The sequence below is a fragment of the Embleya sp. NPDC050493 genome, from assembly GCF_044458105.1.
Classification (GTDB): domain Bacteria; phylum Actinomycetota; class Actinomycetes; order Streptomycetales; family Streptomycetaceae; genus Embleya.
Genome location: NZ_JBITHP010000014.1, coordinates 60,899 through 73,399, shown reverse-complemented (window position 1 = coordinate 73,399; position 12,501 = coordinate 60,899). Strand labels below are relative to the sequence as shown.

At 72.1% G+C, this 12,501-nt stretch carries 11 protein-coding genes; 3 read left to right on the top strand and 8 right to left on the bottom strand.

Annotated features, from left to right (window positions below; all coding sequences use genetic code 11):
* The first annotated feature begins 29 nt into the window (after positions 1-29).
* Positions 30-947, top strand: coding sequence for an SDR family oxidoreductase (locus ACIBM5_RS25565; RefSeq protein ID WP_396008957.1), 918 nt, complete (start codon positions 30-32; stop codon positions 945-947).
* Here the strand turns inward: ACIBM5_RS25565 and ACIBM5_RS25560 are convergent.
* From ACIBM5_RS25560 to ACIBM5_RS25550, 3 genes are all read right to left on the bottom strand, one after another.
* Positions 904-2,052: an erythromycin esterase family protein gene (locus tag ACIBM5_RS25560; RefSeq protein WP_396008956.1), complete on the bottom strand. Its 1,149-nt coding sequence runs from the start codon at positions 2,050-2,052 to the stop codon at positions 904-906. The two genes, ACIBM5_RS25565 and ACIBM5_RS25560, sit on opposite strands and share 44 nt — an antisense overlap.
* Before the next feature lie 298 nt (positions 2,053-2,350).
* Positions 2,351-3,586 carry a sensor histidine kinase gene (locus ACIBM5_RS25555; RefSeq protein ID WP_396008955.1) on the bottom strand — a complete coding sequence of 412 codons (1,236 nt, stop codon included), beginning with the start codon at positions 3,584-3,586 and terminating at the stop codon, positions 2,351-2,353.
* The gene (locus ACIBM5_RS25550) at positions 3,583-4,251 is read right to left on the bottom strand and encodes a response regulator transcription factor (RefSeq protein ID WP_396008954.1); all 669 of its coding nucleotides are present in this window, start codon (positions 4,249-4,251) and stop codon (positions 3,583-3,585) included. Before ACIBM5_RS25550 ends, ACIBM5_RS25555 begins: the two co-directional genes overlap by 4 nt.
* 318 nt (positions 4,252-4,569) lie before the next feature.
* On the opposite strand from ACIBM5_RS25550, the gene ACIBM5_RS25545 reads away from it, so the two are divergent.
* Positions 4,570-6,078, top strand: coding sequence for a S41 family peptidase (locus ACIBM5_RS25545; RefSeq protein WP_396008953.1), 1,509 nt, complete (start codon positions 4,570-4,572; stop codon positions 6,076-6,078).
* A gap of 80 nt (positions 6,079-6,158) precedes the next feature.
* Here the strand turns inward: ACIBM5_RS25545 and ACIBM5_RS25540 are convergent, their stop codons facing one another.
* The 5 genes from ACIBM5_RS25540 to ACIBM5_RS25520 all read right to left on the bottom strand — a co-directional run bounded on the left by ACIBM5_RS25540 (position 6,159) and on the right by ACIBM5_RS25520 (position 12,085).
* Positions 6,159-8,522, bottom strand: a complete 2,364-nt coding sequence (locus ACIBM5_RS25540; RefSeq protein WP_396008952.1) for a hypothetical protein — start codon at positions 8,520-8,522, stop codon at positions 6,159-6,161.
* A complete protein-coding gene (locus tag ACIBM5_RS25535) occupies positions 8,519-9,022 on the bottom strand; it encodes a GtrA family protein (RefSeq protein WP_396008951.1) in 504 nt (167 codons plus the stop codon). Before ACIBM5_RS25535 ends, ACIBM5_RS25540 begins: the two co-directional genes overlap by 4 nt.
* Before the next feature lie 313 nt (positions 9,023-9,335).
* Positions 9,336-10,562, bottom strand: a complete 1,227-nt coding sequence (locus ACIBM5_RS25530) for a hypothetical protein (protein WP_396008950.1) — start codon at positions 10,560-10,562, stop codon at positions 9,336-9,338.
* A gap of 68 nt (positions 10,563-10,630) precedes the next feature.
* Entirely contained in the window at positions 10,631-11,140 is a 510-nt protein-coding gene (locus tag ACIBM5_RS25525) for a SigE family RNA polymerase sigma factor (RefSeq protein ID WP_396008949.1), read from the bottom strand.
* A gap of 93 nt (positions 11,141-11,233) precedes the next feature.
* Positions 11,234-12,085 (bottom strand): siderophore-interacting protein, encoded by an 852-nt coding sequence (locus ACIBM5_RS25520; RefSeq protein WP_396008948.1) that lies wholly within the window; start codon positions 12,083-12,085, stop codon positions 11,234-11,236.
* Here ACIBM5_RS25520 and ACIBM5_RS25515 point away from each other — a divergent pair.
* A complete protein-coding gene (locus ACIBM5_RS25515) occupies positions 12,084-12,371 on the top strand; it encodes a hypothetical protein (protein WP_396008947.1) in 288 nt (95 codons plus the stop codon). The genes ACIBM5_RS25520 and ACIBM5_RS25515 overlap by 2 nt on opposite strands.
* The last annotated feature ends 130 nt before the right edge of the window (positions 12,372-12,501 follow it).

The window sequence follows — 12,501 nt, the reverse complement described above, 5'->3', positions numbered from 1 at the left end:
ACCCCTCACCTCACGAAGGACGCAGAACCTTGGACCGCACCCTGCTGATCACCGGAGCCACCGGAACCGTGTCCGGCGCCTTGATCGAGGCCCTCGACGATTGCGGGTTCCGGCTGCGGGCACTGATCCGCGACCCGTCGAAGGCGGAAGCGCTGCGGGCGCGCGGCATCGACGTTCGCATCGGCGACCTCGACGAACCACGCTCCCTGCCCCCGGCCTTCGAAGGCGTCCACGACCTCTGGATGGTGGTCCCCAACGGCCCACGGGCAGCCGAGAACAACATGAACGCCATCTGGGCCGCTCGCCGGGCGGACGTCGAGCGGGTGGTGCGCCTGTCCGCGGTCGACGCGGCCCACGATGCCCCCACCCGCAGCGGACGCCTGCACGCGCTGTCCGATCACGAAGTCCGACGGTCCGGACTCGGCTGGACCATCCTGCGCCCGCACTGGTTCATGCAGAATCTGCTCGCCGAGGCCGACGACATCGCAACCGAGGGCACGTTCCGGCTCAACACCGCGGACGCTCGCCTCGGCATGGTCGACGCACGCGACATCGCCGCACTCGCCGCGAAGGTACTCACCGACGGCCCGAACCACCACCACGAGAGGATCTACACCCCCACCGGGCCGCAGTCGATCGGCTTCGCCGACGTGGCACGACAATTCGAGCGGGTACTCGGCACACCCGTCCGCTACATCCCGACCGCGGACGACGAACGCGAGGCGCGTCTCCTCGGGTTCGGCGTGCCGGCCTGGATCGTCGGAATGCTGACCGAGTACGCGCGGGCCTACGCATCCGGCTGGGGAGATTTCACCACCACCGACGTCGAGGACGTCACCGGCCGACGGCCGCGCGGCATAGCGGACTTCGCCCACGACCACGCCGACGCGTTCAGGGGTGGGGTCAGCGGCGGTGGGTCGGGCCGATGTGGTGCAGATGGACGATGATGTCGTGGGTCGGGAGCAGGCGGGTGTTCTCGTATTCGCCGCAGGGCCGGTACGCGCCGATGTTGCGGGTGGGGCGGGCGGCGGCGAGCCAGTCGCGGGCGGTGCCGGCGGCCACGGCGCGGGTGTCGAGGTACCAGTCGCGCCGGGAGACCCGCTCCAGGACGTCCTCGCTGCCGTGCGCCATCGCCGGGCCGACGTCGAACCGACGCCAGGGCGTGCCGGGGGCGTTCGCGTCGATGGCGTTGAACGACCCCTGGCCGAAGGTGAATCCGACGTTGACGTAACGCGAGCCGAGGTGTTCGCGCAGGAGGCGGCCCAGGGTCGCGGGCCGCCGGTCGGGCAGCGCGGGGCCGGCGGCGACCTGGCTGTTGTGCGCGGAAAGGAAGACCTTGGTGCCGGTGTGGCGCTGCCACCACAGAGTGGTGTCGGCAGGCCCCCGATCGCGGTGGCGCAGCGCGGCTTCGTCGGTGGGACCGGGCAGCGCGGAGTCGGCGTGGTCGGCACCGTTCCCGGCCACCCGGACCGGGCTTTCGGGGTGGCGCACGTTCCAGGTGCGCATCCACCGGAACAGGTCCCGCGTCTCGGTGGTGTTCCACTGGCCGCTGCCGGCCCGGAATTCCTCGTCCATGATCGTCCGCAGGTGGCCGGTGCCGCGCAGTACCCACGCGTCCAGGCGGACGCCGGCATCCCAGGAGGCCCCGAAGACGAAGCTCCGGAACCCCTGGCCTTCGACCAGGTGCCGGAACAGCCGATGCTTGACGGTGCAGAACTCGCTCGAACCGTACGTGGCCGCGCCCACCCCGACCACGTCCGCATCGCGGACCATCGTGTCGAACGCCCGGAGATCCGCCCCGGAACCGCCCGGCACGGTGCTGCCCAACGTGTACGCGGAGCGCGCCAGCCCGGACACCGGGTCACCACGTGATGTGGCGCCGGCCGTCGGCGTCGCGAAGGGGGTGGTGGTCCACGTGGGCGTGGTGGCGGTCGTATCCCACGGCGACAGGACCGGCATCGGGCCCCGGGCCGGGTGCGACCCCGGCCCGTGCCGGTACCCGGCCGTCCGGGTCTCGACGCCCTGGGGTGGGGGAAAATCATCGGATTTCATGACTCCGACGCTAGGCAATGCACCGCGCCGTGCGCCTCGTCCGAAAGACCCAGGACTCCGGTACCCCTTCCGTCGGATACGACAAGTACCCGGGGCCGGGATGCCCCGCCGCGGGCCGGGTGCAAGCCGGCTGCACGGGCTCTCACCTGGGAAGACATCACCGGAAGACACCCGCCGACAGGCAGGGCTCCGCCGGAGCGCTCCCTCGCTCCGGCCCCGTCGGCGTGCTCCTGTTCCACTCGCCGTTCGCCCGATTCCTCGACCGGTCGTGATGCCGCCCCCTCGTCCGGGTGCGCGCTCAGGCCACCGGGATGCCCCGCCCGGCCGGGCTCTCGGTCGTCGCATGGGGGACGGGACGATCCGGTGGGAATGTCACGGTCACCGTGAGTCCGCCGTCGGGGCGAGGAGCCACGGCGAGCTCGGCGCCGTGGCAGGTCACGACGGCGTGCACGATGGCCAGGCCCAGGCCGTGCCCGTCGCGGGCGGCGGTGCGGTCGCGGCCGAGGCGCCGGAACGGCCGCAGGAGGCCGGGGATCTCGTCGGGACGGATGATCGGGCCGGTGTTGGCCACGGTCAGCGTCGCGCCGCCGGCAGGCGTGCTCGACGTCGCCACCTCGATGTTGCCGCCGGGCACGTTGTGCCGTACGGCGTTGTCCACCAGGTTCGCCACGAGCCGTTCGACCAGGCGACCGTCTCCCCACATGGGCGCCGCCTCGACCCGGGAGCGGATGTGGGGGCGCGGGGTCGGTGTGGCCCCCTCGTCGGGGGCCGCAGCGCTGCGGAGCGCGTCGCGGGTGATGCGGTCGAGTTGGAGGCGGTCCCGGCGTTCGACGCCCCGCTCGCCGCGCGCGAGGGTCAGGAGCGCTTCGATCAGGCGTTCCTGGTGGCGACCGGCGATCAGGACGCGCTCGCACACCCGGCGCAGTGATTCGACGGTCGGTTCTGGGTCGGCGAGGCCGACTTCGACGAGGGTGCGGGCTCGGGTCAGCGGCGTGCGCAGTTCGTGCGAGGCATTGGCGGCGAAGGAGCGCTGTGCGTTGAACGCGGCTTCGAGCCGGGACAACAAGTCGTCGATGGTGTCGCCGAGTTCCTTGAGCTCGTCGTCGGGGCCGCGGAGCGCGAGGCGGCGATCCAGGCTGCCGGCCGAGATGTCGCGCGTGGTGACGATGATGGTGCGCAGCGGACGCAGCACGCGACCGGCCGTGAACCAGCCGAGTCCGACCGACACCACGGTCATGATCGCCACCGCGATGCCGGACTGGGTGAGGAGTTCGTGCAGCAGGTCGGTGGAGCGCGCGTCGACCCGCTGTTGCAGCCCGCCCTCGGCCGGGGGCGGGCCGGCGGCGGGCGATGCGTGGTCTCCGCCGCGCACGGTCCGTTCGGAGAACGGCGCTTGGCCGGATTCGTGCGCCACGAGCAGGTAGGTGATGGCCAGCAGGGCGATCCCGGAGACCAGGAAGAGTGTCCCGTACAGGACGGTCAGCCGCAGTCGCACCGATTGCCGGCGGCGTGTCGGCGACGCCGGGCGGGTCACGACGGATCCTCCCGGACCCGGTAGCCCGCCTGCGCGACCGTGTGGATGATCCGCGGCTCGCCGAGTTTGCGGCGCAGCCGGCTGACGGTGACCTTGACGGCGGTGGTGAACGGATCGGCGGCTTCGTCCCAGACGCGTTCGAGCAGTTCCTCGGCGGACACCACCCGGCCCCGCGCGGCCAACAACAGTTCCAGGACCGCGAACTCCTTGGGACCCAGGTCGAGGCTGCGTCCACCGCGCGACGCGTGTCGGCGGGCCGGGTCGAGGACGATCCCGCCGCCGACCAGCACCGGCGGCACCGCCGGGTGGGTGCGGCGCAGCAACGCCCGGATGCGGGCGATGAGTTCGGCGAAAGCGAAGGGTTTGCCGAGGTAGTCGTCGGCGCCCCGGCCGAGGCCGTCGACCAGGTCCTCGGTCGAGCCGGCGGCGGTCAGCATCAGGACCCGGCTGCCGCGTTCGACCGCGATCAGGGCCGCGCACACGTCGTCGCCGTGCAGGAGCGGCAGATCCCGGTCGAGGACGATCACGTCGTAGGTCGTGACCAGCGCACGTTCCAGTCCGGCGGCGCCGTCGAAGGCCACGTCGACCGCCATGCGTTCGCGCCGCAACCCGAGGGCGATCGTCTCGGCAAGTTCCTCGTCGTCGTCGATCACGAGCACGCGCACGCTGGTCCCTTCGCGGATGAGGTCGACACCGCCCATGATGCCCGGCCGCGGGTTGCACGGAGGTGACAGCGCGCGCCACGGCCCCGCAACCGGTGCGTCCGTAGAACTGCTTTCGGTGGCCCGCCGGTTCGGCGCGTCGCCTCCACCCACTCGTGAATCGTCTGAACGGGAGTACGGATGTCCGAGGAGAAACCGACCACCGGGGCTGTCGCGCCGGGCCGCGATCGGCGTGCTCAACCGCGCCGCACCGGGCGAGCGGGCACGGCGTCCCGCAGGATCGGCGCGGGGGCCGCAGTGGTCGTCGTGGCGGCTCTGGCCGTGAATATCGGGGTCGCCGGTGCGAACGCGTCCGACGGTGGCGCGAGCAAGAACCGCGACAGGCCGCCCGCGTGCGTGCGGCTGGACGACAACAAGCCGCCGGAGCACCCGCCGACACCCCGGGCGGCCGGCCTCACCACCCTGGAGCAGGCGTACCACTGCATTTTCGACAACTCCTACAGCGGACCGATCCTGGACTCGCGGACCCTGCTGGTCGGCGCGTTCGGCGCATTCACCAAGGAGCTGCGGCGGCGCGGTTCGGATCGGGCGAATGCCGTCCTGCCCGCATTGACGGGGCAACGCTCCCGGGACTGGCGGGCGTTCGCCGGACGGTACCAGGAGATTCTGGACACTCTCGCGGACGACGCCGAGCTGCGCCAGGCGCTGTTCACCGCGTCGGTGCGCGGCATGGTCGCGGCGTTGCACGACGATCATGCCGCCGTCGGCACGCTGTTCGCGCCGCCCGGGGGATCGGAGGCGTCGTTCGGGTTCGGGTTCCGCACCTTCCCGGTCGGCGGGCACAACCCGACCACCACCGAAGGCGTCACCGAGCCGGTGTACCTGGACGATGTCACCCCGGGAACGCCGGCGGCGCTGGCCGGGCTCAGGCCGGGCGATCTCGTCGTGGCGGTCGACGGTGTACCGGCGTTCTCGAACGGGGTCCTCAACGGCGGCATCTTCGCGCTGTTGTATCCACTGCGCACGCAGACCGATCCGGTGCGACTGACCGTTCGGCGGCCGGCCGACGGCGGGACCCGGACGGTGGAGATGACACCGGCGCGGCTCGGCCCCGGGGGCGGCCCGGCACCCGGGGGCGGTCCCGCGCCCGGAGGTGACCCGGCACCCGGGGGCGGTCCCGCGCCCGGAGGTGGGCCCGCACCGGGAGGTGGGCCGGGTCCGGGCGGCGGGCCGGAGGCGACGCTGCTCCCGGGTGGCATCGTCAAGGTCCGGATGGCCGGGTTCTCCCCCGGCATCGCCGGACGGGTTCTCCAGGCCATCGCCGACTTCCGCCGGGCCGGCTCGGTGAACGGGGTGATCTTCGACCTGCGCGGCAACCATGGCGGCGATCCGGCGGAAGTCGGCACGCTGCTGGGCGCGTTCGTACACGGCAAGGTGTGGGGCCACAGCTGCGACGTCAAGGACCATTGCAAACCCATCCACCGCACCGACGACACGGTGCCGCTGCTGAATCTGCCGCTCGTCACGCTCACGGACGGCCAAACCGTTTCCGCGGGCGATGCGTTCGCCTCCGCCGTCAAGGACTTCGGCATCGGCACGCTCGTCGGCGACCGCACGGGAGGCATGGCGTCCGGGGACGCGCACGGCTATCTGCTCGACGACAACAACACCGTCATCGGCATGCCGTCCACCCACATCCTGGGCGGCAACCGCGAGATCATTTCCGGCATCGGCGTGCCGGTGGACCACCGGATACCGACCACCCCCGAGGACATCTCGACCGGTCGCGACCCGGCCACCGACAAGGCGGTGGAACTGCTGACCCACTGACCCCGCGCGCACCCACCGACCGGAACTCCCGCCCCGCCGAACCGCCCACGCGGCGCGGCGGGGCGACCCGGTCCCCGGGCTCAGCCCACCGTCGTCTCCGCCGGACCGTAGTAGCCGTCGCCCGCGAAGCGCACACGCAGCGGCTTTCCGGTCGGGTCGGCCGGTACGCGCAGCACGGCTTCGCCCTCCCGCGTGGTCCACGCGCGGACCGAGGCCGGCGGCGCGGTCTCGTCCACGAGCGTCACCTCGACCTCGAACAGCGGGGCCGCGCAGGCATCCCGGAGCGTGACGGCGATCATGCCCCGGTCCGACCCGACGGCGGCCAATCGGGGTGTGCGGTCCGTGCACACGGTCGCGGTGAAGTCGCCGATCTCGAAGAGTTCCGCGTCGGGTCCGCTCCCGAACCAGCCGATCGCACCGCTTCCGCGCGCCACCGGCCGGTAGTGGGCCCGGTCGCGCCGGACCGCGCGCAGCAGGTCGTGATCCGGGCCGCCGGTCGTCAGCAGCACGTACTGTGCGCCGGATGCGCCCAGTCGGCGGGCGAAGTCCTCCGCGTCACGCGGCTCGCCCAGGCTGGTGACGCGCCGCTGTGCACGCTCGCCCAGGAGCAGTTGCACGAAACGCTGGTGGGTAAATTCGGTGAAGGCCACGGTGCGGCCGTCGGGGACCCGGTTCATCGCGGCGTAGGCGGCCGTGGGCAGGATGCGTCGGTCCCGACCCGGGTCGCGCATCAGGTCCAGCGCCTCGCCGACGGTCGCGCGGTGTGCGAACGCACGGTCGCCGATCCAGGTGTTCGTGGGCTGGGTGGCCCACCACATGGAAGTCGCCGTGGTCGCGACGAACGCGCCCGCCACCAGCCCGGCCACACCGCGTCGCAGCATCGGCGGCACCGGCGCGCCGCGCACACCCGGGCGCCCCCTCGGCCGTGGTGCGACGGCGGTCAGCACGGCCGCCAGGCACACGCAGCCGAACGCCGGCACCAGCAACTGGTAGCGCGCCCACCACGGCGCCGGGGAGGCCACCGCCGAGACGAGCACGGGAAGCAACAACCCCCACAGCAGGTCGAAACGGCGGCTGAGCACGAACAGGGCGAGGGCGACGAGCACGATCGGCAGCAGGACGTAGATCCACTGCAGGCCGAAGCCGCCGGGTTGTTGGTCGTGGGTGTAGGCCACGCGTTCGCGGTCGTAGAGCCACGAGTGCCAGGTGGCGCGGAGCTTGCTCTCGCCGGCGACCTGCGCTGCCGTGTTGTGCACGATGATCAGTTCGTCGACGGTGCCTTTGCCGTGGAAACCGAGCATGGTGAACGGGTGGAAGGGATTGCCGTAGCTGATCCAGGTGCGGATGTACCAGTAGCCGCCCAACGCCAGTGCGGGCAGGCCCAGTACGACCGCGTTCGGCAGCGCGAGCCGGGCGGTGGCGGCGCCGTGGGCGCGCAACCGGGCTGCGCGCGTGGCCGGTTGCCGCTCCGAGGACGCCGAGGCGCGGCGCGCGGAGCCGACCGTGCGCCAGGTCTGCACCACGACGAGGGCGCCGACCACGACCGCGGTCAGCAGGTTGGCGGACTTGACGCCGATGGCCAGTCCCAGGGCGATCCCGACGATCAGGACCCGGCGACGCAGGCAGCCGGTCGCATCCCCGCCGCCGTCGACGACCGCTCGCACGGCAGGATGGATGCCGAGGGTCAGGTGCAGGGCGGTCAGGGTGGTCGCGGCGGTGGCGAAGTCCACGTAGGTGGTGGAGGCTTCCAGGAATACCGCGGGGACGGCCAGGATACCGAGGCCGGCGAGGGTGGCGTGCGCGCGGCGGGCGCCGGCGGTACGGGCGAGTCCGGCCGTGGCGACCGCGCCCAGGGCGAGGAAGACGAGGCCGGATGCCCAGCCGAGTCGGGTGTCACCGACGAAGGCACCGCTGAAGCCGGTGAGAAGTTCCTGGCCCTGCGGGTAGACGTCGGCCCACAACACCTGCGGGGTGTGGCCGACGTAGCCCTGTTGGAGCCAGATGGCGGGCCCGGGCAGGTGGTACCACAGCCCGTCGTAGTCCAGTGGGCCGAGGAACGCGGCGAGCGCGGCACGCCAGCCGTACTGGGCGCCCACCAGCAGTGCGAGGACGACGACCAGTGGATGGTGCCCGCAGCGCCGTACGCGTGGCCACAGTCCGGCGGCGACGGCGACCCCGCGACGTCGGGCCGCGTCGGGGCCGGGGCGTCGGGTGGCCGCGATCTCCACGGCGGCGAGCGCGAGGGCGGCGCCGAACAGGGCACCCGCTTCCAGCTGTCGCAGCAGGCCGCCGACCACCAGGGTCAGCGCGGACAGTTGGGCCGTGCTCAGCAGCAGCCACACCAGCACCACGTCCACCGCTCGACGCATCCCGCTCGCGCAGGCGAGGTGCCAGCATCCGGTCAGCGTGCACAGCAGCGCGATCACGAGGGCGGCGGTGCTCACCGCGCCGACCCGTACACGTCGTGGGCGCCCTGTTCCGCGGCCACCGCCTCGGCCGGCGGTGGCGCGGCTCGGAAGACCCAGGTGCGGTAGCCCCAGAAGCGGAAAGCCGTCGCCAGGGCCATGCCGATCACGTTGCCGGAGACATTGTCCGCGAGCAGGCTGTCGAAGCCCAGGACATCGTGCGAGAGCGAGAGGCAGCCCAGTTGCATGGCCAGGCCGCCGCAGCTCCAGCCGACGAACAGCAGGAATCGCCGTCGTGCGTCGGCGGCGTGCTCGGAAATGGCGCGGTGGCCATAGGTCCAGCGGTGGTTGCCGAGGTAGGCGATCACGGTGGCGACACCGAGCGAGACGGACTTGGCGAGGAGGGAGGGTGTGTCGAGGAGCGCCCGCAGGATGTTGAACAGGGCGACATCGGTGGCGTAGCCGAGGCCGCCCACCAGGGCGAACCGCGATACCTCCGGTGCCAAGCCGCGCAGGGGCTCGAATGGTGCAGGGAACATGAGTGCTTTCTCGTCGCTGTGGGGGGCGGGTCCGATGCGCGCGGCTCGGCGTTTTCGGGCAGCGCGAAGCACGCCCCGACGCGGTGTGTCCGTGCCGAGGCGGCGCGGGTGGTTGCCTACAAGGGATCGAGTGGCCGACGGGGCGGGTGCTCCGGGGTGCCGGGACGGGAAATCGGGGCCCGGGGCCCGGCGATCGGCGGCCCGGAACCGGGAATCGAGGTTCCGGTGCGGGCGATCGTGCACCCGGGCCGGGAGAGCGGGGCCCGGCCCGGGCAGGTCGGCAGCCCGAGCCGATATCAGATGTGGCCGCGGGTCAGGGAGCGTCCCAGCGCGGCGAGGCCGCGATCTCCTTTACCTGGTCCTGAAGCATGGAGGGTCCGGCAGAGGGGGTCGGCTTGTCGCGGTTGCTCTTGGATGGCGGGTCCTGCTCGAACCGGATCCGAAGTCCGTGGGCGCGGAACGCGGTCAGGGCCCACGGTACGTATCTGCCATGCTCGGTACGCGCGCGGTCGATCCTCGCCGATGTCCCGTCGGACAGTTTCACCATCTCGCAGGTCCCGGTAGTGGGATCTGCTTTGGCGGCGGCGGGCGGGCAGACCTCGATCGGGCCGGAGTCGACGCTCACATTCAGCTCGTGGATCCCGGAGTCGGTGTCCACGACGAACTCGCCCGTGCTCGACGACCCGTCGGCCGAGAGCACGCGCACCCCGGAGCGCAACAGGGCGGGCACCAACCCGGTGATCTGCTGCGCGGGGGTGGCTACGGCCGCGCCGACCGGTTCCCAGCTCGCACTGCGGGCGATGGCGACGATCTGTTCCATGCTCAGGCTCGAGACACCGGCGACATCACCGACCACGAGATAGTCGCCATTGGCCCGGACGTCGACGCGTACGCCGTCGGGTCGGGTGTACAGAGCCCGCCACAACTGCGCCGGGTCGGTGCTGCCCTTGTCCTTGATGGTCCTGCGCGTGGTCAGCACGGCTCCGTCCGGCTCCGGCGACCGGCTGCACGTACTTTTCGGAACGTTCTCGTCGCAGTACGCGTCGCTGTCGTCGCGGCTGCCGGGAGCCGGGCGGGAGACCACCACGCTGAGTTCGGAGGATCCGGACGCGGTCGTGTAGGTCGCCATGACTTCCGCCTGGGCACGGAGCACCCTCGGTGAGCCTGCCGCGAAGTTGCTGTAAGCGTCGATCAGTTGGCCGTCCGGAGGAACAGCCTTGGCCAGCAGCGGCACCAGGTCGCGTGGCGCATCGGTCACCCAGGGGGCACCGGTGCGGTCGGCCGGTCCGGAATTCGAGTTGTCGAACACGCCCGCGACGGTGGCCCATCCGGCCACGCTCGCCGTCACCAGGACGGCAGCGAGTGCGCTCCGGCGCAGCCTTCGAAACCGTCGGCGCTGTCGGCCGCGGGCGAGTCCTCGGGCCACCAGGTCGGAGCTGGGCCCGGGAAACGAGTCACCGGCGGCACGCAGCGCCCCGGGCAACTCCCTTTCGTACTGCTCGAAGTCCTCGTCGCTGAACGGGTCCGCATCGGTGAACACGGCCTGCACGTCCTTCCGGTCGTGGTCACGGGGTCGGGGTTGGGGTCGGGGCCCTGGTCCGGGCCCGGTCAGCATGTCGCCGCCGGGGCTCGCAGTTCGGTGCCCAGCAGGGCGCGCAGCCGGCCCAGCGCCCGTTTGGCGCGGACCGGTACCGTGCCGGGCGCCGTCCGCAGGATGTCCGCGGTCTCCTTGACCGAGTAGTCCTCCCAATAGCGCAGCACCAGGACCGCGCGGTCGGCCGGGGACAGTCGGGCGAGGCCCTCCAGGAGAGCCAGCCGCAATTCGATGTCTTCGCCGACGGGCGCGTGTGGCTCCGGGAGTTCCTCGGCGGGATGCTCCGACCAACGTTTGAGTCGGCGGGCGGACAAGAACGTGCGGACCAGCGTCGTATGCGCGTACGCCATGGGGGAATCCATGGTGCTCACCCGATTCCAGCGCGGGAAGAGTTTGCCGAAGGTCTCCTGGACCAGGTCCTCGGCAAGGTGCCAGTCGCCGGTGAGCAGGCAGGCGGTGCGCAGCAGTTGGCTGCTGCGCGCATGCGCGAACTCTTCGAAGTCCGCAGCCTTGCTTCCCGACATGGGGCCTCCACACATTGGCGTCACACGAGTAACGCCTCGACCGCGCGGTTTCATAACACCCTGGTCGGGATTGTTTTCGGGCCGGGCCCGCCCTCAGCGGTCCGTGTCCTCCGGTTCCGCCAGCCACTCCTCCACCGTCTTCCCGCGGCGCCAGTAGCCGGCGGCGTGCAGGGTGTGCCGGCTCAGGCCGCGTTCGTTGCGCAGGTAGCGGCGGATGGTGCGGACGGTGAGTGCCTCGCCCGCGACCCAGGCGTGCACGGTGCCTTCGGGCCAGGGAAATTCGCAGACCGCGTCGGCCAGTCGGTCCTCGTCGGGGTCGGTCGCCCCGTCGCGGTGCAGCCAGTGGATGCGCACGTCGGTGTCGGGGGCTGCGGCAAGGGGCTGTTCCTCGTGTCGGTCGGCGACCTCGACGAAGACGTGTGCGCGGGTGCCGGGGGCGAGACGTTCCAGGATCGAGGCGACGGCCGGCAGCGCCGTCTCGTCGCCGGCGATCAGCAACTGCCTTGCGTCGGCGGGCGGGAGCTCTCCGAGGGCGGGGCCAGCGATGCCCAGTACGGCACCGGGTCGGGCCTTCCGGGCCCACTCGACGGCTCGGCCGCTGCCGTGGATCACGAAGTCGATGTCGAGTTCGGGCCCGGCCGGATCGAAGCGTCGCACGGTGTAGTTGCGTGCGTGCGACGGAGTGGCGCCGGCGGGGTACACCGGGCCGTCCGGGCCGAATTCGGGCAGCACCGGGATCGGCTCGCCCTTCGACGGAAAGAACAGTTTGACCCGTTCGTCGGCTTGCCTGCCGCCCTCGAAGCCGCGCAACCCGTCCCCGCCGAGCGTCAGTCGCAACATCCTGGGCGTCACCTCCACCGAGCGCACGACCGTGGCCAGACAGGTGCGGATCGGCGAACGCCCGGTGCGTCCGCGGCGGTCGGTGGCCTCGTCGTCTCGCGCCATGGGGCTCGCTCCTTCGTCGTCGCGGACCCGATTGCTCCGGGTCGTCGTGGCCGGGATCGTCTGCTGGATGCGCGCGGTCGGGCAGGTGGACGAGCGGGTCGGCCGCCGGGTGGCCCGCGCGCGATCGGGCGACCGCCCGCCCACCGGGTCGAGCCGCGCGACGCCGCCGCGCCCCGAGGCGAGCGAATCCCGCCGCTCCACACCCGAGTTCGGGGGCGGGAGCATCCCGGACCGGCCCGTCGAGCGCGCCGCCCCGGATGCGACGCTCGGCGGGATGCCACCGTGACCGGGCACACTGGGCAAGTTGGTCAGGCATGCCTTACCTTACTGGAGTGTCTCTCCGGGTCGATTCCCCCGATGCTCCGTCCGTCGTCGGCGCCGCGCCCGACGCCCGGGCCGGGTCCGGCAGTTCGCGA

Excerpts from the sequence above, each read along its gene's own strand:
- ACIBM5_RS25560 (WP_396008956.1), bottom strand. The coding sequence starts at position 2,052 with ATGAAATCCGATGATTTTCCCCCACCCCAGGGCGTCGAGACCCGGACG.
- ACIBM5_RS25535 (WP_396008951.1), bottom strand. The coding sequence starts at position 9,022 with ATGTTCCCTGCACCATTCGAGCCCCTGCGCGGCTTGGCACCGGAGGTA.
- ACIBM5_RS25525 (WP_396008949.1), bottom strand. The coding sequence starts at position 11,140 with ATGTCGGGAAGCAAGGCTGCGGACTTCGAAGAGTTCGCGCATGCGCGC.
- ACIBM5_RS25515 (WP_396008947.1), top strand. The coding sequence starts at position 12,084 with ATGGGGCTCGCTCCTTCGTCGTCGCGGACCCGATTGCTCCGGGTCGTC.
- ACIBM5_RS25520 (WP_396008948.1), bottom strand. The coding sequence starts at position 12,085 with ATGGCGCGAGACGACGAGGCCACCGACCGCCGCGGACGCACCGGGCGT.